Below are 25123 nucleotides of genomic sequence, written 5' to 3' on the forward strand. Positions count from 1 at the left end.
CTCGCGGGCGGCCGCGAGGTGAACCCGTGCACTGCGCCGTCGCCGGCGACGAGGTCGCGACGACCAGGGAGTGACGGAGAGATGCTCACACGGGACCTCGGGTTCGGCGCAGGCCGCGCACGTCGGCCGACGCGAGCGGGGCCAGCAAGGTCACCACGCACGCTCCGGCCCCGACCGCCAGCGCGAGCGGCACACCGATCAGAGCAGCGACGAAGGGGACTGCGAGCGCCCCCACCGGCACCGAGACGAAGCTGAGGAGCATGTCGATCGAGGCCACGCGAGAGAGCGCCTCGCGCGCGACCCGCTGCTGCAGGGCCGTCTCCCACACTACGTTCTCGACCGCCGCACCGATCCCGGCCAGCACCGCGAGCACCAGCAGCGGCGTCAGGCCGCTTCCTGCAGCGAGCGCCGCGAACAGCGCCGCGTACGGCAGGGGCATCAGCAGCGCCGCGACCATCGGTCGACTCGGGGAGAAACGGTAGGCGAGGACGCCGCCACCCACCTGTCCGGCCGCACGCGCCGCGAGGACGAGCCCCCAGCCGGAGGGACCGATGGTGTGCTCGACTGCAGCCGGGCCGAGCACCAGCCAGACCCCTCCGATCAGCACGTTCATCCCTGTGAATGCACAGGTCACAGGCAATATCCAGCGGTGCCTGGTGAACTCGCGCCAGCCGACGCTCAGCTCCGCGACAAGACCGCGGAGAACCGGCCGGACACTGCGTCGGCGACGGGGAGGAGCGACAGCGGCCGACCGGTGGGAGGTGGCCGCGTTCGGGATGGTGGCGAGAACGGCGGCGGCGAGCAGCAGGCAGGCGGCGTCTATCGCGAGGGCCCAACCAGCATTCGCGGAGGCGACCAGGAGGCCAGCGGCGGCCGGGCCGAGCATACGGGTGAGGTTCCGTGAGGTGGTGCGCACGGCGTGCGCACGGCCGATCGCGTCATGCGGGACCAGGTCGGTGATGATGCCGCGGAGCGCCGGGGCCGTGAATGCCGAGGCCATGCCTCCCAGCGCCACCACCCCCAGCAGCAGCGGCAGTGCCGTCGCATCCAGCAGGAACCACAGTGCGCTGCCTGCCTGGGCGAGACCCGCGCTCAGGTGGGTGAAGGTCAGCAGCGCTCGACGAGGCACCCTGTCCGCCACCACCCCTCCCACCAGCAGCAGCGCGACCATCGGGACCGTGCTCGCAGCGAGGACCAGACCCAGATCCGCGGCGGAGCCCGTGGCGCGCAGCACTCCGAAGCTCAGCGCGACCGGCGTCATCGAGCTGCCGAGCCACGAAAAACATTGGGCAAGGAAGAAGCGAGTGAAAGCAGGGGTCCACGGGGAGGCGGGTACGGCTGGCGAAGCAGATGGAGCTGACAGCATCACCTCATCGTGGACGGCTCGATCTGTGACCACTAGGCTTTCGGTGTCCACCGAAAGGACGTGCTCATGCGGTTCGTTCTTACGCCCGGTGCGCTCGCGCGCACGCGGTTCGTCGTCTCTCCGCTCGCAGAGCTGATCGGGGCCCTTGCCAGCGGAGTGACCGCACTCGAGCAGCCGCGGCGCGCCCGTCCGCTGCCGTCTTCCGCGATCTCGCGGGCCGAAGGGCTCGACCTCGACGCCCTCCACCGCTGGCGCACCGCGGACCCGCTCCACACCGCCTTCACCGACCTCATCGCGCACACCAAGTGGTTCCCGGACCTGATCGGTCTCGCCCCACCCGCGACCGGGGAAGTGAGCCTCGTCGGCGAGCTCGCTCAGATCGCCGCGTGGGACCCGCAGGCCGCCGTGAGCACCCTCGAGGACTCGGTCGCCGCCGCATGGACCCCGCAGCAGACGGCATGGCTCGCCGCCCCCGACCTCCCGAGTCGGATCGCGGCTGCGCTCGGCTCGGCGTGGGAGCAGCTGCTCGCGGCGGACTGGCCGCGCCGGCAACGGATCCTGCGCCGTGAGATCGCGTTCCGCACTGCGCTGATCGGCACCACCGGCTGGGCAGGTGCGGTGGACGGCATCGCCCGCGACGTCGCCTGGGAGGATCCCGACGCGCTGCTCGTCTCCCACCGTCTCGACCGCAGCCTCACCGTCTCCTCCCACCTCTGTTTCGTCCCGACCACGCAGGTCAGGGGCAGGTGGACGTGCGACGGACCCGTCGGCGTCGCGCTCGTGTATGGGGCGCGGGGCTCACGCGCCGCTGTCTCCCCGCGCACCGGGAAGGCGCTCGGGAGACTTCTCGGCACCGGTCGAGCCGCAGTGCTGCTGGCGCTGGACCTTCCTGCCACACCCTCCCAGCTCCACGCCGATCTCGGGTATGCGCTCGGCACCGTCGGCGGGCACCTTGCCGTGCTCGAGGGCGCCGGGCTCGTGCACCGCGCTCGCACCGGACGCGAGGTCCATTACCGGCGCACCGAGCTCGGAGAGGCGCTCGTCGGCGAGCAGGGGTGAGAGACGCCGAGCGATCCCGTAGTAGTCGGCGCAGCAGCTCCATCTTTGTGGTTGAAGAAGCGAGGGTCCGGTCTCACCCTCCGCTGGCTCCTTCGAGCCCGTCCGCCTGGAGGGATCGCGAAAAGGTTTGCAATGGTCTCTTCAGTAGCGAGTGCTCATACTCGTCGCCCACGGCTATCCAACCTTCATTCCGATAGAGCTTGAGTGCGGGCTGATTGTCGAGAAGGGCGTGGAGCACCGCCTGCCCGCAGCCTGAATCGGCGCGGGTTCGATGCCGCTGCTGTTTGAGTCCGAGAGGATGGACAGCATGCCGAGGTGGACAACAAGCGCGTGCGGGAGGACGACGAGGTCCTGCGCCGGGCCTCGATTCTCTTCGCGAGGGAGCTCGGCCCCCGAGGCCGGCAACCCCGCTCCGGGAGAGAACTGATTGCTGCTCGGGTTGTACGACTCCGCAGCGGGAACAGCCGACTGCCCAGTCCCCGGGGGCCGAGTCGTGGGAGCGCCGCGAGGAAACCCCTGCGGGCCTCTCCTGCTGCCTGCACGCTGGAGAATCTGACAGTTCAGCGAGAATCTGGGCCCGTGCGACGCAGGTCGCGCCGCCCACTGCGGCACCGCAGTGTCCAGGTGGCCGTTCTCGCGTACCAGCTGGACCGGATCACGGATGCGGGACTGACCGGACCGACCCCAGATGACTTGACGGGACGGAAAGTCAGTTCTTGACTTGTCGACACGGAAAACATCTCTGGTGCGGCGGCGGGTGACCGCGACGCGGCGCGTGAGGCGCTGTCAGCGCTCGATGCCGATGGGGCACGTCTGACCCAGCGGGTGATCACGCCCTGGTGGTATCACCCGATCCTCGGCGCCATCGTCGCCCTGATGATCTTCGGGGTTGCACACCCTGGCGTGCTCGGCTTCGGCCTCGTCGCGATCGGAATCATCGGGATCCCCGTACTCGTGCGGGCATACACACTCCGTACGGGGCTCTGGATCTCGCAAGCTGCGGGACCCGCCACCAGGCAGCTCCAGCGCGTCCTCATGGTCGTCTACATCGTGCTGATGGGCGCTGCTCTCGCCCTGCGCCTGATGGAGCCCTCGGCCTGGTGGGCGCTGGTACCTGCGCTGTCCGGCCTTCTGCTCACGTGGGCCATAGGTCCTCGCTACGACCGCGAGCTCCGCAGAGAGCTCGCCGCTTCGGCGGCCGACTCGTGAGCACGACGGCGCATTTCCATGACGTCATCCATGCTCCGACCCGCCTGCGACTCTGCGGGCTGCTGCGTCGGGTCGAGGAGCTGGAGTTCTCGGCCATCCGCGATGCGCTCGGTCTCAGGGATGCGAACGTCTCGAACAACCTCGCGGTCCTCGCGGACGCGGGCCTGGTCTCCATGCGCAAAGAGGCATCGGAGAAGCGATCCGATGCACGTCGGCTGACCTGGGTGGCACTGACGGATTCTGGTCGCGAGGCCGTCCAGGAGCACCTGGCTGCGCTCAGGGCGATCGCCGAGTTAACAGGTCAGCCGCAGCCGTGCGCGAGCGCGGGCTCGCGGATCACCGCCGCCATAATCGTCGGACGCGCCCGGAGTCGACGGCGGCCCGCTCTTCGCCGAACTCGGCGGAGAGCATCGGACGTGGCGCATCGGAACGCCTCACGGCCACGGCGATCACAGCGGCTCCGAAGAGCAGGCGATGCTCGTGATCGGCTCGGAGACGGAACCCGACCAGCAGCATCTCGACGGCACGGACGTGTGGGGGCGTGCCCGCGTCCTGCCTGCGGCGTCAGAGGTCGCTGAGCGCCAACACATGCTCGTCCAGAGCGCGGTGCACGGAGAGCAGTCGAGCACAGGTCTCGGAGGCCTCATGCAGGCCGAGGCCGGTGCCTGATCGCTTCTCGACGTTGCAGGTGAGCCAGCCGGTCAGCGCAGCCACCCATCCGCCGAACGCCCACGCCTCGGTGGGCAGCGCCGTGCCGGACGAGTCGGCGTACGCCGTGAGCACGCGACGGAAGCCGTCAACATCCTCGGCCCAGTCGAGCGCCAGGCATACGGCTTCTTGTGCGATGGAACGAGGACCTGCGGCATCCCGATCGACTGCCAGCAACCGTCCCGAAGCGAAGAGTGTGTTCTTCGGGTCGAGGTCGCTGTGGGAGTCGGCATGCTCAGTCACCAGGTGGGCGCTCGCCGCCGTCGCTGCGCCGAGTTGGGCAAGCTCGGGGGCGGCAGAGCACAGCTGATCGGAGAGCGGCCCCGGAAGCCCCGGCAGTTCAGCCAGGGCGCCCCACGTTCGAGCCTCCCGAGCCTGGTCGTCGAGCGCCCGGGCGCTCTTCTCGCCCGCTCGGTGAATCTCCGCCAGCAGGACGCCAGCGTCCTCGAGATGGTCGCCCGGGCTCGGGCTGGTTCCTTCACACCATCGATGACCGCGCCACCAGGAGCCGTCCACCACCCCGGAACCGTGGGAAACGGCCACCAGGCCAGGTGGCATCTCGATCTGACCGGACGCAGAGCTCAGCGCGCCCGCTCGCGGCCGCCCGAGCACGGCGAGGCGGAGTCATCCCTCTCGAGGTACCGGGCAGCGGCCTCGTCGAGCAGCCGTCGCGCTTCGGAGGCTCTCATGGCGCCGGCGAGGACCCGGTGCGCGAGCCCTTCGGAGAGCGACGCCAGGCAGAGGGCGTCAGCGCTGTCCGCGCTCGTGGGTGCCGGAGACCTCGCGCCGCCTGTCGCGCGAGCGGAGGCCACGAGCTCGGCGAGCAGCGTCGAGCGCCCGACGAGAGCGTCGACCACGATCGCGGCGATGCCGGGGCTGGAGACCGCTTTGGCCTGATAGGCCGCCCACACGGACGCACCGACCCTGAACTCGTCGGCCTCGGACAGGGAAGCGCTCAGCAGTGACATCAGTGCCGCGCGAGCCTCCTGAGGATCAGCCGGCCGCCCGCCCGGCCCGTGGTCCGCGACGGCGGCCGCGACCATGCGTCGGCACCCGTCGAGGACGAGCTCTTCCCGGGAGGGGAAGTAGTGCTGGATCCGCCCCACCGACACATCGGTCGCCTCGGCGACGGCACGGAAGGACACGCCGTCGATCCCCTGCTGATGGATCACCTGCCACAGCGCCATGACGATCTCTGCCCTGCGCTGATCGTGATCGACGACTTTCGGCATGCGGCCACTTTACAGTACGAGCGACTTGCGAAATCATGGCAGTATGAATGTACTGCAAAAGCTTCGCGCCAGGAACCCCTCGCAGGAGTCGCCGACGGCCCCTGCCGAGGAGGGATCGATGCCGAGCGGAGCACGGCGCCGTGCTTCCCGTCCGCGACGGATCTTGCGCCGCGCGGGCACGGTCATCGTGGCGCTGTTCACGGCGGTAGGGCTGGTGGCGACATGGAACTTCTTCGCCGGCCCGCCCGGAGTCGGACACTTCCGCGACGCACAGTCCCGCGAGCAGTACCTCGCCGCCTACGACGAGGCGATGGCCCTCCTCCCCCCGACCACGTCCGTGCACGACGTGCCGACGGCCCATGGGATGGTGCGGGTCTACGAGTGGTCGAGCGAGGAGAACCGTGAGGCGACCCCGCTGCTCCTCCTTCCCGGCCGGGCGTCGGGGACTCCCATGTGGGGCGAGAATCTGCCCGCGCTCCTCCAGGAGAGGCGGGTGCTCGCTGTCGACTCGCTCGGGGACTCGGGAAAGTCGATCCAGTCCGCACCCTTCTCCAGCTTCGACGAGCAGGCCGATCCGATCGCCGAGGTCGTCCGAGAGCTCGCCCCGGAGGGAGTCCACCTCATCGGGCATTCCTTCGGTGGCGCGATCGCGGCGGCCTACGCCCGGCAGCACCCGGAGAGCGTCGTGACCCTGACGCTGCTGGAACCAGTGTTCACCCTGAGCCCACCACCCGGCGACCTGCTGTTCTGGACGATGGTGTCCTCACTGCCGCTCCTTCCCGCCGGCGTGCGGGAGACGGCGCTCGAGAAGGTCGGCGGCGAGGAGACGGACTCGGCATCGCTCGAGGAGGAGCCCCTCTCACGCATGATCGCTGCGGCCTCCGAGGGATACAGAGCGGCTCTGCCCCAGCCCAGTTCGCTGACGGACGCCGAGCTCGCCCAGCTCACGATGCCGGTCTACGTGGCGATCGCGTCCCACAGCTCCCTCGCGGGAGGAGAGTCCGCTGCCGAGCGCGCCGAGCAGTTGGCGGAGCCCACGGTGAAGACCTGGCCGCACACCACGCACTCCCTGCCGATGCAGGCTGCGGGCGAGCTCGAGCCGGAGCTGCTCGAGTTCTTCGCCGAGCAGGACCAGTGGTGACAGCAGGCTGACACCTCCGGGACCCTCGCGGCGCCGCCGCGCCCCACCCCGGAGCAGGACTCGACTGGTCGATGCACGTTCACGGCCGCTCGACCCTCACCCGCTTCCCTGCCACACTGCGGCCATGAACACCGTCGCCGGAATGCTCCAGGACGCCGTCGACGACCGCACCCTGCCGGGAGCGGTCGCCCTGCTTCATCGCCAGGGGCTCACAGACGCGGTGGTCGTCGGCGCGCAGGACCTCGAGTCCGGGACCCCGATCTCGCGCCGGACCCTGCTCCATGGGGATTCCCTGGGCACACCGCTCACCGCCGCCCCGGCCCTCACCTTCGTGGCCGATGGCAGGCTCGAGCTCGACGGTCCGGCAGGCTCCCCACTGCTGGCAGCGTTCGAGGGCACGGCCGGCGGATGAATCCCCGGCGGACACAGCATGTGAGCCCGCGTCGTCTCCGAGGAGGATGAGGACATGGACGGACAGACCCTGCAGGACATCGCCCGCGCCCGTGCGCTCGAACTGCCCGCAGCCGGGATCACTCGGCCCTTCGGGCCCGAGTACGACGTGGCGAAGGTGGTGGGAAAGATGTTCCTCCTGCTCACCGAGGTGCGCGGCGAGAGGATCGTGGTGATGAAGGCGGATCCTCGCGAGTCGGAGATGCTGCGCGAGACCCACCCGGACATCACCCCCGGCTATCACATGAACAAACGGCACTGGATCACGCTCTCCCCGGGCGGCGGGCTCGACGAGCAGCTCGTGCGGGAGCTGGTGACCGACTCGTACCTGCTGGTCGTCGAGACGCTTCCGCGGGCGCAGCGCCCGGTGGACCCCTCCCGCTTCCTCACGTCGGCGTCGCCGTAGACTCCCGGCATGGTCCGTACCGGAGTATCGATCCTGGGGTGGGCCCTGCTGGCGGCCGGGGTGCTCGCCGCCGCCGTCCTCCTGGTGCTGCGCCAGGTGACGGAAGTGCACACCTGGCACCACCTCCTGATCGCAGCCGCGACGTTCATCCCGCTGCTGTGGATCCCGGTGCTGGTCGGCTGCCTGGGGCTGATCCTCGTGCTGCGCGGCCGGTGGCGGCTGCTCGGCGCCGTGGTCCTCATCGCGTCGATGGTGCCCTTCGCCTGGCCGCTGCGGCCCCTGCCGGAGAGATCGGACGCCCCGGTCGCCGTGGGCAGCGCCCTCTCGGTCCTCTCCCTGAATCTCCAGTACGGGGACGCGGACCTCGAGGAGGTCATCGGGCTGGCCACGGACGAGGTCGACGTGCTCGCCCTCCAGGAGTACACCCCAGCGTTCGAGGCGGAGCTCGAGGCATCCGGGCTGCTGGAGCAGTTCCCGCACCGCGCCGGCGAGGCGCGCGCCGGAGCGGCGGGATCGGTCCTGCTCTCCCGCACTCCGCTCGAGCTCATCGCGCAGACCGAGGACACGGTGTTCGCGAACCTCATCGCGTCCACCGCGGTCGAGGGCACCGTCTGGCATCTCGGCGTGATCCATACCGCGCCGCCCCAGATGGGTGCCGACGTCTGGCTGCACGATGCGACGGCCGTCCAGGAGATGGCCGCACCGTATCTCACGGAGAATCTGCTGCTGATCGGAGATTTCAACGCGATCGACCGCCACGACACGATGCTGCGGCTCACTGCGGACGGGGACCTGGAGGACCTCGCCGCCCGACATCCGGGCGAGGGTCTCCCATGGCATCCCACCTGGCCCGTCGGCTCCGTGCTCCCGCCCTTCGCCCGCATCGACCATGCACTGGTCTCCGACACCGTGGTCGGCGGGACGCCCCGGTTCGAGAGCATCACCGGCACCGACCACAAGGCAGTGCACGTCGAGGTCTCCGAGGAGCTCCACCGCTGATCCCGCTCAGCCCTCGACCGCTGAGCCTCCGACTCGCTCAGTCTTCGACTCGCTCAGCCGTCGTCGGCGCGGCGGACCATCTCGTCGATCCAGATCGGCGCGAACGGTGAGGTGCAGTTCGGCGGCGTCGGATAGTCCTTGAGCACTTCGAGCCGCTCGCCGATGTCGCGAGCCCGTGCGCGCAGCGCGATGTTCGTGATGCCGATCTGGGCGAGGCACTCGTTCATCGCCCACTGCAACCGCTCCGGCGCATCCGTCATCTCCGCCTCGATCTGATCCAGCAGAGCGCTCTGGTCGATGCCGTCGGGCTTCTTGACCACCCGGTCGCTGGTCAGCGCCCAGCCGGCGCTCGCGATCACCGGATCGGGATCGACGAACCAGGCCTCACGCAGCACCTCTCGGTGGCGGCTCTTCTTCACCATGTAGTTCACGAGCCAGTCGTGGACCTTGGGCGTGCCGGCCCCGCGCAGCATGCGATCCAGGTCCTCCCGGGAGTACTGCGAGGGGCGGGAGATGAGCAGGGCGAGCAGCTTCGGGGTCGAGTCCCGCGCGGGTTCCTCCCACAGCGCATGGGCGAGCTCGGGCTGGGTCTTCAGGCGCTTCGCGATCCCGCGGAGAGCGGTGAGGTTCACCGCGTGGTCGTCTCCGCGCTTGGCGTTGACCGCCCGCATACGCTCGTCCTCGAGCCCGGCCAGCTCCTCACGGAGCGCAGTGATCGTCGCAGTGAGGTCGGTGTCCTGCGCGCTGCCTGTCATCGTGCATCCTCCGTCGTCGGTGCTGTGCTCGAGAGCCTACGGCGTTCGCCGGCACCGTCGGCCCGCAGGCAGGGCAGGGCCCGGGCCGACGCGTCCCCGCCGACCCGGGCGCTGCGCTGCTGGAGCATCCTCGTTCAGCCGACGCTCGCGCGCGGCGCCCCGATCCCCGGATCGATCCTCGGCACCTCGCCGCTGCCCGGGCGGATGTCGATGTCGAAGATGTCCAGCGGCAGGTACACCGTCGCGCAGGCGTTGGGGATGTCGACCACACCCGAGAACCGCCCCTCGATCGGCGCGGCGCCGAGCAGCAGGTAAGCCTGCTCCTTCGACCAGCCGAAGGTGGAGAGGTAGTCGATCGCGTGCAGGCAGGCCCGCTGATAGGCGAGATGCGAGTCGAGATAGCGCTGCTCGCCGTCGAGCGTCACCGAGGTGCCGGAGAAGGACAGCCACCGGGTGTGCTGCGGGGCAGAGTCACCGGGCATGAAGATCGCGTTCTCGGAGACGTTGTACTTCTCCATGCCGCCCTTGATGACGTCGACGTGGAGGTCCAGGAATCCGCCCATCTCGATGCCGCCGCAGAAGGTGATCTCGCCGTCCCCCTGGGAGAAGTGGAGATCGCCCACGGAGAAGTTCGCCCCGTCCACGAACACCGGGTAGAAGATCCGGGTGCCCTTGGTGAGGTTCTTGATGTCCTGGTTGCCGCCGTTCTCACGCGGCGGGGCGGTGCGAGCGGCCTCCCCGGCGACCCGGTCACGATCCGCTTCGCCGACCCCGCCGAGGATCGCCCCGTCGGGCTCCGGAGGCAGGGCGAGCGCCGGCACGCGGTCCGGCTCGGTGGCGATCAGCGCCGCCTCGCGCGTGTTCCACGTCCTCAGCAGCTCGGGCGAGGGGGCGGTGCCCATGAGGCCGGGGTGGATCATCCCGGTGAACTCGACGCCGGGCACGTGGCGGGAGGTGGTCCGACCTCCCCTGAAGTCCCACACGGCCTTGTAGGCGTCGGGGAACTCGTCGGTGAGGAAGCTGCCGCCGTTGCGCGTGGCGAAGATGCCGGTGTAGCCCCAGCCCTGTCCGGCCAGCGGCCCGGAATCCTCCTGTGGGATCGGCCCGACGTCGAGGATGTCCACGACGAGCAGGTCGCCCGGCTGCGCCCCCTCGATGCGGAACGGCCCGGAGAGGGTGTGGACGGTGTTCAGGGGCGCGCTGGCGATGTCCTCGGCGGAGTCGTCGTTCTTGATGCAGCCGTCGAACCACTCGCGGCAGTCGACGCGGAAGGTGTCGCCGGGCTTGACGCTGACGGCCGGCGGGATGTCCGGGTGCCAGCGGTTGTGACCGAGGATCTTCTGCTCGGTGAAGGGTTTCGCGGAGTCGAGGGGGAACACGTTCTGGGGCATGCTTCTCCTTCCACAGCGACGGGTCCTCTGCGCGGGCCCGCCAGATCCAGGGCCGGCTCAGGGGCGCGGCAGTCGCGCGTGGCGCGGGTCGGCGGTGATGCGACTCGTGGCCGTCCGACGGGCCCCGGGGAGTCGGTCGACGACGGCGGGCTCATGGGCGCTCGCCGCGGTGCTCTCCAGCAGCCTCCCGGCTGGGGAGCCGAGAGATCCCAGCCGCGGCGCGCTCACCCGCCGGCGCGACCGGGCGCCGCAGTCGGGGCAGGTGAGGTCCTGATCGCGGGCGCTGATCGGCACCGAGCGCTCGTACTCGTGGGCGCTCTCGCAGCGGAACTCGTAGATCGGCATCCTCGCTCCTCGTCGCCTGCGGGACATCACGGGATGGCCACACCATAGAGCGCTGGACCCCGCCACGCAGGAGAATCGGGAGAACCGTTCCGCGGCTCGCGGGTCACAGGTCCAGCTTCATCCCCACGTGGCTGGCCGCGTAGCCGAGCCGCTCGTAGAAGCGATGCGCGTCGAGGCGGGTGGCGTCGGTGGTGAGCTGGGCGAGCACCGCGCCCTGGCGTCGGCCCCAGGTGTGGGCCCAGTCGAACAGGGCCGTGCCGAGCCCGGTGCCGCGGGTCGATCCCGCGACACGCACGGCCTCGATCTGGAGGCGGAGGGCACCGCCCCGAGAGAGGGAGGGCACGAGCGTGAGCTGCATCGTCGCGACCAGCGTGCCCTCCTCGTCCCGGACCGCGAGCAGCAGCTGGTTCGGATCCTGATCGATCCGTGCGAAGGCCGTCTCATAGGGACCGAGGTCGTTGCTCTCCCGCTCCCGGCCGAGCACATCGTCCGCCAGCAGCGCCACCAGCGCGGGCAGATCGTCCGCGACGGCACGGACGATGGAGTAACGGCGGCCGGCGAGGGTCAGTGCGTCCATGGCCCCATTGTGGTCGGCGGCGACGGCTCGCCGCATCGACGACACTTGTTCCATGACCACCCACGATTTCCTCCCGGGCGCTCAGCGCAGTGCTCAGCTGAGCTTCTCCGACCAGCCCGCCTGGATCGTCAAGGACGAGGTCTCCGGCGGGTGGACGCTGCTGATCGGCGGGGTGGAGCAGTCCCATGTGGATCTCGAGGATCCCACGCATCTCGTGCACGAGTACCTGCACCGGATGGCCACCGTGCTCGATGAGGCCTGGCCCCCTGGCGAGCCCCTGCGGATCGCGCATCTCGGGGCGGGCGCCCTGACCCTGGCCCGGTACGTGCAGGCGACCAGGCCTGGTTCCGCGCAGGTGGTCATCGAGATCGAGCGCGAGCTGCCCACCCTCGTCACCACGGCACTGCCGATGCCCGCAGGGACGGAGCTGGAGATCGTGATCGGTGATGCCCGCGAGGAGCTTGCCGCGATGGAGGGCCGCCGCTTCGACGCGATCGTGCTCGATGTGTTCTCCGGCGAGGAGTCCCCCGCGCACCTCGCGACGAAGGAGTTCTATCTCGAGGCACTCGCGCACCTGGAGGCCGACGGGCTGCTGCTGGTCAACGTCGGCGACGACTCGGGCCAGCGCTTCCTCGCCGCGCAGGTGCGCGAGCTCGAGGGCGCCGCGGCCGAGGCTGGTCTCTCCGGTGTGTGGACCCTGACCCTCGCCTCGCTGCTGACCACCCCGGCCGACGGGAACATGGTGCTGATCGCGGGCGGTGCCCTCTCCTCCCCCGACGTCGGGCAGTGGCGGACGGCCTGGGAGAAGGCCGGTCCGCACCCGGGAGCGGTGCTCGACCCGACGCAGACGGCGGAGGCCTTCGGCCGCTGAGCGTGTCCGCTCACGGGGTGACCCGGTGCAGGGCTGAGTGGTGCAGGGCTGGGCGCCCGGATGTATACACGCTACTCCAGAGGCAGGAGTCATCGCCCCGATCTGGCACCCGTCCCCTTCTCGCTGTATACACTGAGTCGTATGCGTGCCAGCGACCGCGCCTACTCGACGCTCCGCGAGGAGATCATCGACGGCCATCTCGATCCCGGCACCGTGCTGGGCGAGGTGGAGCAGTCCGCGCGCCTGGGCATCTCCCGCACCCCGCTGCGTGAAGCACTCGCCCGCCTGGTCGCCGACGGGCTCGCCGAATCCTCGCGGGGCCGCGGCGCGGTCGTCACCGCCGTCTCCCTCGGCGAGGCCCCGCAGCTCTTCGACCTCCGGATCGCCCTGGAGACTCTCGCCGCCCGCCGCGCCGCCGAGCGCGCCGCCCTCGCGGACCGGGTGGACCCAGCCGAGGCCGCCGAGGGCACTGATCTCCCCTCGCGCTTCGCAGCTCTCGCCGCACGTTTCGAGCGGGCCACCTCCGCGCTCGCACGGGGCACCGACCCGAGCGCCTACTACGCCCTGACCACCGAGCTCGATGCCGCGCTCGATGCCGCGTGCGCGAACCCCTACCTCGCCGAGTCGCTGCGCGGGCTGCGCCTTCATCTGGGCCGCCTGCGCCGGCTCGCACGCAACTCCCCCGGGCGCCTCGCCGACTCCGCGCGCGAGCACGCTGCGATCGCCCGCGCCGTCGCCGCCGGTGACGCCGAGCTCGCCGCCGCCGCCACCACCGTCCACCTCCGCCAGGCTCTCGCCCACCTGCAGGACCAGGGCGCTGACCCTCCGACCCTGTCACCGCCACAGTCGCCGACACCGACCACCACGTCCACCACGCCCCCGCCCCTCCAGGAGACCGCCTGATGATCGACCATGATGTCCGCGTCCACCGCTCCGACGAGAACCTGCCCCGCGAGGGCCAGCTGGCCTGGACGATGGCCGAGGTCGCCGTCGACCCCGTCGAGGTCGAGGCCGATGTCGAAGAGATGATCATCAACCGGATCATCGACAACGCCTCGGTCGCGATCGCCTCGCTGAACCGCGCTCCCATCGTCTCCGCCCGTGCGCAGGCGCTCGCCCACTCGGTCTCCGCCGGCGGCTCCGGGGCCGGGGTGTTCGGCATCGAGCAGCGCACCTCCCCGGAATGGGCGGCCTGGGCCAACGGCGTCGCCGTGCGAGAGCTGGACTACCACGACACCTTCCTGGCCGCGGACTACTCCCATCCCGGGGACAACATCCCGCCGATCCTCGCCGTCGCCGAGCACACCGGCCGCTCCGGCCGGGATCTGATCCGCGGCATCGCCACCGGCTACGAGCTGCAGGTGGATCTGGTGCGTGCGATCTGCCTGCACGAGCACAAGATCGACCACGTCGCCCACCTCGGCCCGTCGGCCGCCGCCGGGATCGGCACCCTGCTGGGTCTGGACACCGAGACGGTGTTCCAGGCGATCGGCCAGGCGCTGCACACCACCACCGCCACCCGCCAGTCCCGCAAGGGCGAGATCTCCACCTGGAAGGCCCACGCCCCCGCCTTCGCCGGGAAGCTCGCCGTCGAGGCGGCGGACCGCGCCATGCGCGGCCAGACCTCCCCGGTCCCGATCTACGAGGGCGAGGACGGCGTGATCGCCTGGCTGCTGGACGGCCCGGGCGCTCGCTACACGGTGCCGCTGCCGGAGTCCGGGGAGCCCAAGCGCTCCATCCTGGACACCTACACCAAGGAGCACTCCGCGGAGTACCAGGCCCAGGCCTGGATCGATCTGGCCCGCAGGCTCCACGCCGAGCACCCCGAGGCGACCGATCCCGCCCGCGTCGCCTCGATCCTGATCCGCACCTCCCATCACACCCACCACGTGATCGGCTCGGGTGCGAACGATCCGCAGAAGTACGAGCCGACCGCCTCACGGGAGACCCTCGACCACTCGATCCCGTACATCTTCACCGTCGCCCTCCAGGACGGGTCCTGGCACCACGTCGACTCCTACGCCCCCGAGCGGGCCGCCCGGCCCGACACCGTGGCGCTGTGGCACAAGGTCACCACCGAGGAGGATCAGGAGTGGACCCGCCGCTACCACTCCCTGGACCTGTCCGAGAAGGCCTTCGGCGGCGCCGTGGTCATCACTCTCACCGACGGCACCGTCATCGAGGACAGCATCGCGGTCGCCGACGCCCACCCTCAGGGCGCGCGCCCCTTCGCCCGCGAGCAGTACGTGCACAAGTTCCGCACCCTCGCCGAGGGGCTGGTCGAGGAGGCCGAGATCGCCCGCTTCCTCGAGACCGCCGCGCAGCTCGCGACGCTGCCCGCCGGTGAGCTCGGCAGGCTGACCCTCCAGGCCGCCCCCGGAGTTCTCGACCCGTCGGCCGCTCCGAAGGGACTGTTCTGATGCTGTCCAGCACGAGGACCCCCGCCCAGAAGCGCCAGCACCTGCGCACCCTGCTCACCCCGGGGGCGGCGCAGCCCTTCCCCGGCGCCTTCACCCCGCTGTCGGCGACGCTCATCGAGGAGAAGGGCTTCCCCGGGGTGTACATCTCCGGCGCGGTGATCGCGAACGAGCTCGGCCTGCCGGACATCGGCCTGACCACCCTCTCGGAGGTCGCGACGCGCGGCGCCCAGATCGCCCGCTCCACCGACCTGCCCTGCCTGATCGATGCGGACACCGGCTTCGGCGAACCGATGAACGTGGCCCGCACGGTCCAGGAGCTCGAGGACGCGGGCCTGGCCGGCTGCCACATCGAGGACCAGGTCAACCCCAAGCGCTGCGGCCACCTCGACGGCAAGACGATGGTGGACCTGCCCACCGCCACCCAGCGCATCCGCGCCGCGGCCGACGGCCGGCGTGACCCGGGCTTCCTCGTCATGGCCCGCACCGATCTGCGCGCCACCGACGGGCTCGACGCCGCGATCGACCGGATGAAGGCGCTGGTCGACGCCGGGGCCGACGCGATCTTCCCCGAGGCTCTGAAGGACCTCGGCGAGTTCGAGCAGGTGTGCGCGGCGCTCGACGTGCCGGTGCTGGCGAATATGACCGAGTTCGGGAAGTCCGCGCTGTTCACGCGCGAGCAGCTCGCCGCGGCCGGGGTGGCGATGGTGATCTACCCGGTCACGCTGCTGCGCGCCGCGATGGGCGCGGCCGAGCGGGTGCTGGAGACGATCCTGGAGGAGGGGACCCAGGAATCCCGGGTCCCGGAGATGCTCACCCGTGCGCGACTGTACGAACTGGTGGACTATGAGTCCTACAACCGCTTCGACACCTCGGTGTTCGACGTCGAGGTCCCCGGCGCCCGACCCAGCTCACCCGGCGCGCACGCCACCCCGGACACCCACACCACCACCACCGACACCGCCGTCGATCCCAGGAGCGAGACATGAGCGAGAACGAGATCCGCAAGGGCCTGAACGGCGTCATCGCCGACGTCACCGCCATCTCCAAGGTCAATCCCGAGACCAACTCGCTGCTCTACCGCGGCTACCCCGTCCCCGAGCTCGCCGCGACCCAGCCCTTCGAGGCCGTGGCGCACCTGCTGTGGACCGGGGAGCTGCCGGAGGCGCAGGAGCTGGCTGCCGCCACCGCGCACGAGCGCGCCCATCGCGAGCTCGCCCCGGAGGTCCGGGCTGCGCTCGACTCGCTGCCGCCGACCTGCCATCCGATGGACGCCGTGCGCACCGCCGTCTCCGTGCTCGGAGGCCTGGACCCGGCCGCCGAGGACTCCTCCCCCGAGGCCGAGCTCGAGAAGGCACGGCGCCTCTTCGCCCAGCTGCCGGCCGTGATCGCCTACGAGCAGCGGCGGCGGCGCGCCGGGGGGCCGACGGAGCCGATCGCCCCGCGCGAGGATCTGGACTACGCACAGAACTTCCTGTGGATGACCTTCGGCGAGGAGGCCGCCCCCGAGGTGGTCGATGCCTTCCGCGTCTCGATGGTGCTCTACGCCGAGCACTCCTTCAACGCCTCCACCTTCACCGCCCGAGTCATCACCTCCACCCTCTCGGACCTCCACTCCGCGGTCACCGGGGCGATCGGCGCGCTCAAGGGCTCCCTGCACGGCGGCGCCAACGAAGCGGTCATGCACACCTTCGACGAGCTCGGCATCCGACCCGAGGAGTCCGAGGCCGAGGCCAAGGAACGGGCCACGGCCTGGATGGAGGACGCCCTCGCGCAGAAGAAGAAGGTGATGGGCTTCGGCCACCGCGTCTACACGCACGGCGACTCCCGTGTGCCCACCATGAAGCAGGCGATGGACGCGATGATCGCGCACTACGAGCGGCCAGAGATCCTGGGGCTCTACAACGGGCTCGAGCAGGCGATGGACGAGGCCAAGGGCATCAAGCCCAACCTCGACTACCCGGCCGGTCCCACGTATCACCTGATGGGCTTCGACACCGAGCTGTTCACTCCGCTGTTCATCGCGGCTCGCGTGACGGGCTGGACCGCGCACGTCATGGAGCAGCGGGCGTCCAACGCCCTGATCCGGCCGCTGTCGGAGTACAGCGGGCCCGACGAGCGGCCCGTCCCCGGCGCCTGAGCGAGCGCGCCGTCCTCAGCCCCTGCTGGGGGCGGCGCCGACCGCGGGCACGGACCGTGCCCGGCGTGCCTCGATCACCAGGGCGATGATCAGCAGCACCTCGACGGCCTTGGTGAGCAGTCCGAGCGTGTCGAACGGCGGGCCGGCCAGGAAGTACAGCGCCACGGTCAGAGCGGTGTAGCCCACCAGCACCCAGCGGACGATCGGCTGGATCGGGCGCAGAGGCGCGAACGGGGCGTACAGCAGCACCAGCAGTCCGAGATAACCGAGGCCGTTCAGCACGAACAGCGGCACACCGATGGACAGATGGATGACCGCGGTGATCACGGTCAGCAGGGAGATGACGATCTTCAGGGCGAGTCCGGCGGGGGCGTTCGTGGTCGACATGCGCATCCTCCTCACCGCGGGCGCCGCCCGCCGCCCGACGGACGGGCAGGTTCGCGGGCGATCCTCGGGCACCGTCAGCGTAGCAATCGGCCCTCAGCCGCTCCCGGGGCCGGGCCGCTCAGTCGCCGGGTCCTCCGGGCTGCGCCGCTGCGCCCGCCAATCCGGGCAGCGCCTCGCCCGCGGCGCCGATGTGGGCGGCGACCAGCTCCGCCGCTGCGGCGTCGTCCCCCCGGAGGATCGCCTCGAGGATCTCGTGGTGCTGACGGCGCAGCATCGCGGCGAAGCCGTCCCAGTCCTCGACCTTCGTGAAGGCCTCGAGGATCGGTCGCCGCAGCGAAGCGCGGATCGCGCCGGTCATGTCGGAGAACAGGGCGTTCCCCCCGGCTTCCGCGATCGCGACGTGGAAGGCGGTGTCGGCGTCGTTGAAGTCCTCGCGGCTGAGCTCCGGGTCGTCCATCCGTGCCACCAGTCGCTCGAGCTCGGCCGTCGCCTCCTCGCCCGCGCGCCGGGCGGCGAGGGAGGCGCTGGCCCGTTCGAGCAGCACCCTCGCCTCGATCACCTCCTCGAGGCGGAAGTTCGACAGCGCGACATGGAGGCGGAGGAATCGCTCGAGGGCGGCGCTCGGCAGGGAGGCGACGAAGGTGCCGGCGCCGCGCCCCGAGCCGACGTCGGAGCGCAGCACCCCGTGGCCCTCGAGGACGCGGATCGCCTCGCGCACCCCCGCCCGGCTGACCTGGAGACGCGCGGCGAGCTCACGTTCAGGGGGCAGCAGATCGCCGACGGCGAGGGTGCCGTGCATGATCTGGTCCTCGATCGCGTTGAGGACGAGCTCGTGAGTGCTGGCCCGCGCGACCGGTCGCCAGCTCGCTTCGGCCACCCGGGGGCGTGCGCGCTGCGGTCCGACCTCATCGTCCTTCGTCGCCTCGACCATAGCTCTGTTTGTAGCACAGCCTTCCGGCAGAACCCCGGGCGGGTCCGCGCGAGCGCAGGGCTCACTGCCCCGCGCCGCGCGACCGGGCTGCTCGCAGTCGCACTGCGTGCGCTCGGACAGCGTGCGGCCGACGGGGTTCCGGGGCGACGGTGGATCTCCGGCGGCCGTCCCCTTGTCGTCGACGACCGCACCCCGTACCATCCCTTAGTGGTCAGACCACAGGACGGTCTGCCGCTCGACTCCTCATCGACACACGAGGCACGACATCGACGGTGATGCAGTGCAGCACCGCCGCTGATTCGTGTCGGAGGTCCCCATGTACACACCGGATCTCGCTCCCCTGGCAGACAGCCTGGCGCTGTCCTCGCTGGTCGCGGTCCTCCCTCTGCTGACGATCTTCCTCACCCTCGGCGTGCTGCGCTGGAAGGCCCACTGGGCGGGCCTGACCTCGCTGGGCGTCGCGATCCTGGTCGCCGTGGCCGTCTACGGCATGCCGGTGGGCCTCGTCGGCCTCTCGGCGACCCAGGGCTTCGCCTTCGGGCTCTTCCCGATCATGTGGATCGTGCTGAACGCGATCTGGCTCTACGAGCTCACCGTGCGCAGCGGCCGCTTCGAGGACCTGCGCCGGGTGATCGATGCGATCTCCGACGACCCGCGCGTCCAGGCGATCATCATCGCCTTCTGCTTCGGCGGGCTGCTCGAGGCGCTGGCCGGCTTCGGTGCGCCCGTCGCGATCACCGGCGTGATGCTGATGGCGATCGGTTTCACCGCGATGCGTGCCGCGACCGTCGTGCTCATCGCCAACACCGCTCCGGTCGCCTTCGGCGCGATCGCCATCCCGATCATCACCGCCGGGAACCTCACCGGCATCGACTACGAGCACATCGGCGCGATCATCGGCCACCAGACCCCGTTCCTCGCGGCGCTGGTGCCGATGTTCCTGGTCTTCCTGGTGGACGGCCGTCGCGGTCTGCGGCAGCTGTGGCCGCTCGCCCTGGTGGTGGGCCTCGTCTTCGCGATCAGCCAGTACGTCTCCGCGAACGTCCTCTCGGTCGAGCTCACCGACATCATCGCCTCGCTCGCCGGCCTCGCCGCCGCCGTGCTCATGCTCCAGGTGTGGAAGCCCGTGGGCGGCCAGGACGCGCTGGAGAACATGGAGCGCGAGCGCGAGAGCGAGGGGGCCGACGCCCCCGATCCCGGCCCCGGCGGCACGGCCCTGGCCACCGAGACCCGCACCGAGGTGCGCCTGACCCCGAGCCGGGTGTTCATGGCCCTGTTCCCCTATCTGCTGGTGATCGCGATCTTCTCGGCCTCGAAGCTGTGGATGCCGCTGAGCTCCCTGCTGGAGTCCACCGACCTGATGATCCCCTGGCCGGGACTGGACGGGAACATCCACGACGCCGCGGGCGAGCTCTCGACCAGCACCGTCTTCTCCTTCCAGTGGCTCTCCTCCCCCGGCACCCTGCTGCTGCTGACCGGCGTGATCGTCGCCGTGGTCTACCGCCTGCCGCTGCGCGATGCCGCGGACGTCTACGTGAAGACCGTGGTCACGATGCGCTACTCGATCCTCACCGTCGCCTCCGTGCTCGCCCTCGCCTACGTCATGAACCAGTCCGGACAGACGATCACCATCGGCACCTGGATCGCCGGCGCCGGCGCGGCCTTCGCCTTCCTCTCCCCGATCCTGGGCTGGCTCGGCACCGCCGTGACGGGCTCCGACACCAGTGCCAACGCCCTGTTCGCCACGCTCCAGCAGACCGCCGCGGAGAAGGCCGGGCTGGATCCCGCGCTGCTGGTCGCGGCCAACACCTCTGGTGGCGTGGTGGGCAAGATGATCAGCCCTCAGAACCTCACCATCGCCGCCACCGCGGTGGGACTGGTGGGCAAGGAGTCCGCCATCTTCCGCACGGTGATCTGGTGGAGCCTCGGCATGCTGGTGGCCCTGTGCCTGCTGGTCGGGCTGCAATCCACCGTGCTCTCGTGGATGATCCCGGTCCAATGATCTGACCCCGCCGCACCCGCCCGATCCGGACACCTCCCACCTCCGAACCCCGATACGCCGATACGCCGATACCCCGATGCCCCGATACGCCGCCCCGAAGGAGAACCCCCATGGTCCAGCGACAGGTCCCCCGCCCCGCCGAGCTCCTCGAGCTCATGCAGTTCAAGAAGGTCGAGCTCAACGGCAAGCGTCGACGCCTCTCCTCGGCGCTGACGATCGACGACCTGCGGACGATCGCGAAGCGCCGCACCCCCGCCGCCGCCTTCGACTACACCGACGGCGCGGCCGAGCGCGAGATCTCGATGGACCGCTCCGTCGAGGCCTTCGAGGACATCGAGTTCCATCCCTCGATCCTGAACGACGTCTCCTCGGTGGACACCACCACCCAGATCCTCGGCGGCAGCTCCGCCCGGCCCTTCGGCATCGCCCCCACCGGTTTCACCCGGCTGATGCAGACCGAGGGCGAGATCGCCGGTGCCACGGCGGCCGGTGAGGCCGGGATCCCCTTCACCCTCTCGACCCTCGGCACCACCTCGATCGAGCACGTCAAAGAGGCGAACCCGCTGGGCCGCAACTGGTTCCAGCTCTACGTGATGCGCCAGCGCGAGATCTCCTACGGCCTGGTCGCGCGGGCGGCCGCGGCCGGTTTCGACACGCTCTTCTTCACGGTGGACACCCCCGTTGCCGGTGCCCGTCTGCGCGACTCCCGCAACGGCTTCTCCATCCCGCCGCAGCTGAGCCTCAGCACCATCGTCAACGCGATCCCGCGTCCCTGGTGGTGGTGGGACTTCCTGACCACCGCGAAGCTCGAGTTCGCCTCGCTCTCGGAGACCGGCGGCACCGTCGGCGAGCTGCTGAACTCCGCGATGGACCCGTCGATCGACTTCGAGGACCTCGCCGAGATCCGGACGATGTGGCCGGGCAGGTTCGCGGTCAAGGGGGTCCAGACCCTCGAGGACGCGAAGAAGCTCGCGGACCTCGGCGTCGACGCCGTGGTGCTCTCCAACCACGGCGGCCGCCAGCTCGACCGCGCCCCCGTGCCCTTCCACCTGCTGCCGGAGGTGTCCCGCGAGGTCGGCAAGGACATGGAGATCATCCTGGACACCGGCATCCGCAGCGGGGCCGACATCGTCGCCGCGATCGCGCTCGGCGCCGACTTCACGATGATCGGCCGCGCCTACCTCTACGGCCTCATGGCCGGCGGCAAGGAGGGCGTGGACCGCACCATCGAGATCCTCGCGAGCCAGGTCGAGCAGACCATGAAGCTGCTGCAGGTCCCCACCCTGGCCGATCTCGGCCCGCAGCACGTCACCCAGCTCAGCCGCCTCGCCCGGCTCGGCGAGGAGGAGCGGAGCCGCCCGCGGGCGCTCTGAACGCCCGGTCGGCGGGCACGCCGGCGGGGCCGACGCGCCCCGTCGGCCGTGTACATCGGCGGCGCGGGGTCCTAGGGTCGGCACATGAACGCTGAGGAGACCGCGGGCACTGCCCGCGACGCAACGGCCACCACCCCCGACATCAAGCCCCGCAGCCGCCAGGTCACCGACGGACTCGGCGCGACCGTCTCGCGCGGCATGCTCCGCGCGGTGGGGATGGGCGATGCCGACTGGGACAAGCCACAGATCGGCATCGCGAGCTCCTGGAACGAGATCACCCCCTGCAACCTGTCGCTGGATCGGCTCGCCCAGGCCGCGAAGGAGGGCGTGCACTCCGGCGGCGGGTACCCCTTGCAGTTCGGCACCATCTCCGTCTCCGACGGCATCTCGATGGGGCACGACGGCATGCACTACTCGCTCGTCTCCCGCGATCTGATCGCCGACAGCGTCGAGACCGTGATGAGCGCCGAGCGGCTGGACGGCTCGGTGCTGCTGGCCGGCTGCGACAAGTCCCTGCCGGGCATGCTGATGGCCGCCGCCCGTCTGGATCTGGCCAGCGTCTTCGTCTACGCGGGCACGATCATGCCCGGCCGGGTCAGCCTCTCCACCGGCGAGGAGAAGGAGGTCACCATCATCGACGGCTTCGAGGCCGTCGGCGCCTGCGCGCGCGGGCTGATGAGCCGCGAGGACGTCGGCCGCATCGAACGCTCGATCTGTCCCGGCGAGGGCGCCTGCGGCGGCTTCTACACCGCCAACACCATGGCCAGCGTCGCCGAGGCGATCGGCATGTCGATCCCCGGATCGGCCACTCCCCCGTCGGCCGACCGTCGCCGCGATGCGGATTCTCGCCGCGCGGGCGAGGCCGTGGTGGGGATGCTCCGCCAGGGCATCACCAGCCACGACATCATGACCAAGGCCGCCTTCGAGAACGCGATCGCGGTGGTGCAGGCCTTCGGCGGCTCCACCAACGCGGTCCTGCATCTGCTGGCGATCGCGCACGAGGCGGACGTGGACCTGACCCTCGAGGACTTCGCCCGCATCGGCGCGAAGGTCCCCCATCTCGTGGATCTCAAGCCGTACGGGCGCTACGTGATGAACGACGTCGACCACGTCGGCGGCATCCAGGTGGTGATGAAGACCCTGCTGGATGAGGGGCTGCTGGACGGCGACTGTCTCACCGTCACCGGGTCCACGATCGCCGAGAACCTCGAGGTGCTCGCCCCGCGCCCGGCCGACGGGAAGGTGCTGCGCCCGGCCTCCGCGCCCATCGCCCCCACCGGAGGGATCACGATCCTGCACGGATCGCTCGCCCCCGAGGGCGCGGTCGTGAAGTCCGCCGGCTTCGAGGAGGACGCCTTCGAAGGCACTGCGAGGGTGTTCGAGCGGGAGCAGCAGGCGCTGGACGCCCTGAACGACGGCACCATCACCCACGGCGATGTGGTCGTGATCCGCTATGAGGGCCCCAAGGGCGGGCCCGGCATGCGCGAGATGCTCGCGATCACCGGCGCGATCAAAGGCGCGGGCCTGGGCAAGGACGTGCTGCTGATGACCGACGGCCGCTTCTCCGGCGGCACCACCGGACTGTGCGTCGGGCACATCGCCCCCGAGGCGGTCGACGCCGGACCGATCGCCTTCGTGCGGGACGGGGACCGGATCCGGTTGGACGTGAGCACCGGTGCGCTGGACCTGCTGGTCGACGAGGCGGAGCTGGCGGGCCGGCGCGAGGGCTGGGAGCCGCTGCCGCCCAAGTTCACCAAGGGCGTGCTGGGCAAGTACGTGAAACTCGTGAAGTCCGCCTCGAGGGGCGCGATCCTCGGGGACTGAGCGGGCGGGCGGAGATTGAGCGGGCGGGCGGGGACTGCGCGACGCTCAGCGCTCCGCAGGAGATCGCCGCCGTGCCGCCGCGCCCGGTGCCGTGACTTCTGCGCGCAGGCGCGCTGCGAGGAGCAGTCCGGCCGGCACCAGGACGACCAGGAACCCGCTGGGGCCGATCACCCAGAGGCAGGCCAGGGCCCAGACGGCGAGCACCCCGCCGACGTAGGCGGGAAGGCGGAGACCCTGACGACCGCGCTCGAGGATCTGCAGCCCGAGGAGCGCTCCCGGGACGACGAACCCTCCCGGCAGGCCCCAGAACTGGATCGACTCGTCGGCGACGGCGGTGGTGTCGCGGAAGGGCCCGGCGAGCCAGTCCGCCCAGTACGGGTGCATCGAGAAGGCGAGCGTATGCAGCAGGCAGATCGCCAGGAGCGACCAGCCGGCGGCGAGGGTCAGGCGGGATGCGGCGGGCGCGGGATGGGCGGGTCGTGGTGCGGCGGGTCGTGGTGAGGACATGCCCTGACTCTTCCGCGACGGATCCCGTACCGGCTCCTCCCCCAGGGTGGACCGGCTCCCCCGCGAGGGGGATCCTCGAACGGGCCCTTCAGACGGGTGTCGCCGCCACCTTGACCAGTCCTGCATCGCCGTCGACGGTGACGAGGGCGCCGTCCGGGATCTCGGCCAACGCCGAGGGGACTGCGAGGACGGCCGGGATGCCGAGCTCCCGTGCCACGATCGCGGCATGGGAGAGCACTCCCCCGGTCTCCGTGACCACTGCTCCCGCGACCGTGAACAGCGGGGTCCAGGCAGGGTCCGTGGCATGGCAGACGAGCACCTCGCCCGGCTGCACCCGTCGGAAGTCCTGCGGGCCGCGTACGCACCGGGCCGTGCCGCGCGCAACGCCTCCGCTCGCGGGAGTGCCTCGCAGCGCCCCGGCGTCCCGAGGTCCGGCCTTCGGGGTGCGGGGCACGGCCACGGTGATCGGCCGTGCCTGGAGCACGTGGAGGCGCTGGTCCAGGAGAGCCCATTCGACATCGGCCTCGGTGCCCAGCACGGTGACGACCTCCTCCCCGAGGGTCACCAGGGCGTGCACCTGCGCATCGCTCAGGCAGGGCGCCCGCTGAGCCCTGTCCCCGAGACGCCGCTCGAGGTTCCTCGCCGCCCCGACCCTCCAGGCGTCCGGTGTGACCGCGCCGCCGACCAGCTGCTCGCCGCGACCGCGGACCGCCTCCACGGTGCTCTCCTCGCCGGTGAACAGGACTCCGGAGACGTCCGCCTCGATGAAGCGCTGCACGATCACCGCCATCTCCGGCGGTGCCGCATCCCTCGGAGGGCGCGCCTGCCGGTAGCAGACCGCGTGGTGCGACCACAGGGAGGCCCAGCACTGCAGGACCGCCGCCGCGACGGACTCGCTCCCTCGCACCGCGAGGATGCTCTTGTGCTGGCCGGCGGCCGAGGCCCCGGCGGTGTCCTCGTGCGTGGCGGAGGAGCGGACCGCCACCTGGGGCCCGAGCGCCCCCTGTGCCCGGGGCCGCAGCGCGCGCGCGAG

At 70.8% G+C, this 25123-nt stretch carries 26 protein-coding genes; 15 read left to right on the forward strand and 11 right to left on the reverse strand.

Features of this window, described 5'->3' with window-relative positions; genetic code table 11:
- Positions 1 to 85: 85 nt before the first annotated feature.
- A complete protein-coding gene (locus tag VF289_RS08090) occupies positions 86 to 1366 on the reverse strand; it encodes an MFS transporter (protein WP_330882891.1) in 1281 nt (426 codons plus the stop codon).
- Positions 1367 to 1432: 66 nt separating this feature from the next.
- On the opposite strand from VF289_RS08090, the gene VF289_RS08095 reads away from it, so the two are divergent.
- The 3 genes from VF289_RS08095 to VF289_RS08105 all read left to right on the forward strand — a co-directional run bounded on the left by VF289_RS08095 (position 1433) and on the right by VF289_RS08105 (position 4212).
- On the forward strand, positions 1433 to 2425 hold the full coding sequence (locus VF289_RS08095; protein ID WP_330882893.1) for a winged helix-turn-helix domain-containing protein: 993 nt from the start codon (positions 1433 to 1435) through the stop codon (positions 2423 to 2425).
- Positions 2426 to 3250: 825 nt separating this feature from the next.
- The gene (locus tag VF289_RS08100) at positions 3251 to 3634 is read left to right on the forward strand and encodes a hypothetical protein (protein ID WP_330882895.1); all 384 of its coding nucleotides are present in this window, start codon (positions 3251 to 3253) and stop codon (positions 3632 to 3634) included.
- Positions 3631 to 4212 carry a transcriptional regulator gene (locus VF289_RS08105; protein WP_330882897.1) on the forward strand — a complete coding sequence of 194 codons (582 nt, stop codon included), beginning with the start codon at positions 3631 to 3633 and terminating at the stop codon, positions 4210 to 4212. Before VF289_RS08100 ends, VF289_RS08105 begins: the two co-directional genes overlap by 4 nt.
- Here VF289_RS08105 and VF289_RS08110 read toward each other — a convergent pair.
- Both VF289_RS08110 and VF289_RS08115 read right to left on the reverse strand, forming a co-directional pair.
- A complete protein-coding gene (locus VF289_RS08110; RefSeq protein WP_330882899.1) occupies positions 4199 to 4861 on the reverse strand; it encodes a hypothetical protein in 663 nt (220 codons plus the stop codon). The two genes, VF289_RS08105 and VF289_RS08110, sit on opposite strands and share 14 nt — an antisense overlap.
- A gap of 62 nt (positions 4862 to 4923) precedes the next feature.
- Complete coding sequence (locus VF289_RS08115) at positions 4924 to 5574, reverse strand: TetR/AcrR family transcriptional regulator (RefSeq protein WP_330882901.1); 651 nt, start codon at positions 5572 to 5574, stop codon at positions 4924 to 4926.
- Positions 5575 to 5692: 118 nt separating this feature from the next.
- On the opposite strand from VF289_RS08115, the gene VF289_RS08120 reads away from it, so the two are divergent.
- The 4 genes from VF289_RS08120 to VF289_RS08135 all read left to right on the forward strand — a co-directional run bounded on the left by VF289_RS08120 (position 5693) and on the right by VF289_RS08135 (position 8570).
- Positions 5693 to 6715, forward strand: coding sequence for an alpha/beta hydrolase (locus VF289_RS08120; RefSeq protein ID WP_330882903.1), 1023 nt, complete (start codon positions 5693 to 5695; stop codon positions 6713 to 6715).
- Between the two features lie 124 nt (positions 6716 to 6839).
- Positions 6840 to 7127 carry a hypothetical protein gene (locus tag VF289_RS08125; protein WP_330882904.1) on the forward strand — a complete coding sequence of 96 codons (288 nt, stop codon included), beginning with the start codon at positions 6840 to 6842 and terminating at the stop codon, positions 7125 to 7127.
- A 54-nt stretch (positions 7128 to 7181) separates the two neighbouring features.
- Positions 7182 to 7571: an MmcQ/YjbR family DNA-binding protein gene (locus VF289_RS08130; protein WP_330882906.1), complete on the forward strand. Its 390-nt coding sequence runs from the start codon at positions 7182 to 7184 to the stop codon at positions 7569 to 7571.
- A gap of 9 nt (positions 7572 to 7580) precedes the next feature.
- Positions 7581 to 8570: an endonuclease/exonuclease/phosphatase family protein gene (locus VF289_RS08135; protein ID WP_330882908.1), complete on the forward strand. Its 990-nt coding sequence runs from the start codon at positions 7581 to 7583 to the stop codon at positions 8568 to 8570.
- A gap of 53 nt (positions 8571 to 8623) precedes the next feature.
- Here VF289_RS08135 and VF289_RS08140 read toward each other — a convergent pair whose 3' ends face one another.
- From VF289_RS08140 to VF289_RS08155, 4 genes are all read right to left on the reverse strand, one after another.
- On the reverse strand, positions 8624 to 9325 hold the full coding sequence (locus VF289_RS08140) for a DNA alkylation repair protein (RefSeq protein ID WP_330882910.1): 702 nt from the start codon (positions 9323 to 9325) through the stop codon (positions 8624 to 8626).
- A gap of 134 nt (positions 9326 to 9459) precedes the next feature.
- Complete coding sequence (fmdA, locus tag VF289_RS08145; protein ID WP_330882912.1) at positions 9460 to 10716, reverse strand: formamidase; 1257 nt, start codon at positions 10714 to 10716, stop codon at positions 9460 to 9462.
- A 57-nt stretch (positions 10717 to 10773) separates the two neighbouring features.
- A complete protein-coding gene (locus VF289_RS08150) occupies positions 10774 to 11061 on the reverse strand; it encodes a zinc ribbon domain-containing protein (protein WP_330882914.1) in 288 nt (95 codons plus the stop codon).
- A gap of 103 nt (positions 11062 to 11164) precedes the next feature.
- Positions 11165 to 11638 (reverse strand): GNAT family N-acetyltransferase, encoded by a 474-nt coding sequence (locus tag VF289_RS08155; protein WP_330882916.1) that lies wholly within the window; start codon positions 11636 to 11638, stop codon positions 11165 to 11167.
- A 52-nt stretch (positions 11639 to 11690) separates the two neighbouring features.
- Here VF289_RS08155 and VF289_RS08160 point away from each other — a divergent pair, with 52 nt between their 5' ends.
- The 5 genes from VF289_RS08160 (at position 11691) to VF289_RS08180 (ending at position 17066) form a co-directional block, all read left to right on the forward strand.
- Positions 11691 to 12509, forward strand: coding sequence for a fused MFS/spermidine synthase (locus tag VF289_RS08160; RefSeq protein ID WP_330882918.1), 819 nt, complete (start codon positions 11691 to 11693; stop codon positions 12507 to 12509).
- A 141-nt stretch (positions 12510 to 12650) separates the two neighbouring features.
- Entirely contained in the window at positions 12651 to 13412 is a 762-nt protein-coding gene (locus VF289_RS08165; protein ID WP_330882920.1) for a GntR family transcriptional regulator, read from the forward strand.
- Positions 13412 to 14929, forward strand: coding sequence for an MmgE/PrpD family protein (locus VF289_RS08170; protein WP_330882922.1), 1518 nt, complete (start codon positions 13412 to 13414; stop codon positions 14927 to 14929). Before VF289_RS08165 ends, VF289_RS08170 begins: the two co-directional genes overlap by 1 nt.
- Positions 14929 to 15915: a methylisocitrate lyase gene (gene prpB, locus VF289_RS08175; RefSeq protein ID WP_330882924.1), complete on the forward strand. Its 987-nt coding sequence runs from the start codon at positions 14929 to 14931 to the stop codon at positions 15913 to 15915. The genes VF289_RS08170 and prpB overlap by 1 nt, the downstream gene beginning before the upstream one ends.
- Complete coding sequence (locus VF289_RS08180) at positions 15912 to 17066, forward strand: bifunctional 2-methylcitrate synthase/citrate synthase (protein ID WP_330882926.1); 1155 nt, start codon at positions 15912 to 15914, stop codon at positions 17064 to 17066. Before prpB ends, VF289_RS08180 begins: the two co-directional genes overlap by 4 nt.
- Positions 17067 to 17081: 15 nt before the next feature.
- On the opposite strand, the gene VF289_RS08185 is transcribed toward VF289_RS08180, so the two are convergent.
- Positions 17082 to 17453, reverse strand: a complete 372-nt coding sequence (locus VF289_RS08185) for a hypothetical protein (RefSeq protein WP_330882927.1) — start codon at positions 17451 to 17453, stop codon at positions 17082 to 17084.
- Positions 17454 to 17571: 118 nt separating this feature from the next.
- Positions 17572 to 18384, reverse strand: a complete 813-nt coding sequence (locus tag VF289_RS08190; protein ID WP_330882929.1) for a FadR/GntR family transcriptional regulator — start codon at positions 18382 to 18384, stop codon at positions 17572 to 17574.
- 316 nt (positions 18385 to 18700) lie between these two features.
- Between VF289_RS08190 and VF289_RS08195 the strand changes: the two genes are divergently transcribed.
- The 3 genes from VF289_RS08195 to ilvD all read left to right on the forward strand — a co-directional run bounded on the left by VF289_RS08195 (position 18701) and on the right by ilvD (position 23583).
- Positions 18701 to 20386 carry an L-lactate permease gene (locus tag VF289_RS08195; protein ID WP_330882930.1) on the forward strand — a complete coding sequence of 562 codons (1686 nt, stop codon included), beginning with the start codon at positions 18701 to 18703 and terminating at the stop codon, positions 20384 to 20386.
- A 110-nt stretch (positions 20387 to 20496) separates the two neighbouring features.
- Positions 20497 to 21759, forward strand: a complete 1263-nt coding sequence (locus VF289_RS08200) for an alpha-hydroxy acid oxidase (protein WP_330882932.1) — start codon at positions 20497 to 20499, stop codon at positions 21757 to 21759.
- A gap of 84 nt (positions 21760 to 21843) precedes the next feature.
- Positions 21844 to 23583 carry a dihydroxy-acid dehydratase gene (gene ilvD / locus VF289_RS08205; RefSeq protein WP_330882934.1) on the forward strand — a complete coding sequence of 580 codons (1740 nt, stop codon included), beginning with the start codon at positions 21844 to 21846 and terminating at the stop codon, positions 23581 to 23583.
- Positions 23584 to 23628: 45 nt separating this feature from the next.
- On the opposite strand, the gene VF289_RS08210 is transcribed toward ilvD, so the two are convergent.
- Positions 23629 to 24090: a DUF6463 family protein gene (locus tag VF289_RS08210; RefSeq protein WP_330882936.1), complete on the reverse strand. Its 462-nt coding sequence runs from the start codon at positions 24088 to 24090 to the stop codon at positions 23629 to 23631.
- An 88-nt stretch (positions 24091 to 24178) separates the two neighbouring features.
- A partial coding sequence (locus VF289_RS08215) for a PEP/pyruvate-binding domain-containing protein (protein WP_330882938.1) occupies positions 24179 to 25123 on the reverse strand: 945 nt, incomplete at its 5' end.

Origin of the sequence: Brachybacterium sp., from assembly GCF_036379615.1 — a bacterium.
GTDB lineage: Bacteria > Actinomycetota > Actinomycetes > Actinomycetales > Dermabacteraceae > Brachybacterium.

What these genes read in the sequence shown, in the direction of transcription:
- VF289_RS08090 (WP_330882891.1), bottom strand. Translation starts at nt 1,366, where the DNA reads ATGCTGTCAGCTCCATCTGCTTCGCCAGCCGTACCCGCCTCCCCGTGG.
- VF289_RS08095 (WP_330882893.1), top strand. Translation starts at nt 1,433, where the DNA reads ATGCGGTTCGTTCTTACGCCCGGTGCGCTCGCGCGCACGCGGTTCGTC.
- VF289_RS08115 (WP_330882901.1), bottom strand. Translation starts at nt 5,574, where the DNA reads ATGCCGAAAGTCGTCGATCACGATCAGCGCAGGGCAGAGATCGTCATG.
- VF289_RS08120 (WP_330882903.1), top strand. Translation starts at nt 5,693, where the DNA reads ATGCCGAGCGGAGCACGGCGCCGTGCTTCCCGTCCGCGACGGATCTTG.
- VF289_RS08125 (WP_330882904.1), top strand. Translation starts at nt 6,840, where the DNA reads ATGAACACCGTCGCCGGAATGCTCCAGGACGCCGTCGACGACCGCACC.
- VF289_RS08130 (WP_330882906.1), top strand. Translation starts at nt 7,182, where the DNA reads ATGGACGGACAGACCCTGCAGGACATCGCCCGCGCCCGTGCGCTCGAA.
- VF289_RS08135 (WP_330882908.1), top strand. Translation starts at nt 7,581, where the DNA reads ATGGTCCGTACCGGAGTATCGATCCTGGGGTGGGCCCTGCTGGCGGCC.
- VF289_RS08140 (WP_330882910.1), bottom strand. Translation starts at nt 9,325, where the DNA reads ATGACAGGCAGCGCGCAGGACACCGACCTCACTGCGACGATCACTGCG.
- fmdA (WP_330882912.1), bottom strand. Translation starts at nt 10,716, where the DNA reads ATGCCCCAGAACGTGTTCCCCCTCGACTCCGCGAAACCCTTCACCGAG.
- VF289_RS08150 (WP_330882914.1), bottom strand. Translation starts at nt 11,061, where the DNA reads ATGCCGATCTACGAGTTCCGCTGCGAGAGCGCCCACGAGTACGAGCGC.
- VF289_RS08155 (WP_330882916.1), bottom strand. Translation starts at nt 11,638, where the DNA reads ATGGACGCACTGACCCTCGCCGGCCGCCGTTACTCCATCGTCCGTGCC.
- VF289_RS08160 (WP_330882918.1), top strand. Translation starts at nt 11,691, where the DNA reads ATGACCACCCACGATTTCCTCCCGGGCGCTCAGCGCAGTGCTCAGCTG.
- VF289_RS08165 (WP_330882920.1), top strand. Translation starts at nt 12,651, where the DNA reads ATGCGTGCCAGCGACCGCGCCTACTCGACGCTCCGCGAGGAGATCATC.
- VF289_RS08170 (WP_330882922.1), top strand. Translation starts at nt 13,412, where the DNA reads ATGATCGACCATGATGTCCGCGTCCACCGCTCCGACGAGAACCTGCCC.
- prpB (WP_330882924.1), top strand. Translation starts at nt 14,929, where the DNA reads ATGCTGTCCAGCACGAGGACCCCCGCCCAGAAGCGCCAGCACCTGCGC.
- VF289_RS08180 (WP_330882926.1), top strand. Translation starts at nt 15,912, where the DNA reads ATGAGCGAGAACGAGATCCGCAAGGGCCTGAACGGCGTCATCGCCGAC.
- VF289_RS08185 (WP_330882927.1), bottom strand. Translation starts at nt 17,453, where the DNA reads ATGTCGACCACGAACGCCCCCGCCGGACTCGCCCTGAAGATCGTCATC.
- VF289_RS08190 (WP_330882929.1), bottom strand. Translation starts at nt 18,384, where the DNA reads ATGGTCGAGGCGACGAAGGACGATGAGGTCGGACCGCAGCGCGCACGC.
- VF289_RS08195 (WP_330882930.1), top strand. Translation starts at nt 18,701, where the DNA reads ATGTACACACCGGATCTCGCTCCCCTGGCAGACAGCCTGGCGCTGTCC.
- VF289_RS08200 (WP_330882932.1), top strand. Translation starts at nt 20,497, where the DNA reads ATGGTCCAGCGACAGGTCCCCCGCCCCGCCGAGCTCCTCGAGCTCATG.
- ilvD (WP_330882934.1), top strand. Translation starts at nt 21,844, where the DNA reads ATGAACGCTGAGGAGACCGCGGGCACTGCCCGCGACGCAACGGCCACC.
- VF289_RS08210 (WP_330882936.1), bottom strand. Translation starts at nt 24,090, where the DNA reads ATGTCCTCACCACGACCCGCCGCACCACGACCCGCCCATCCCGCGCCC.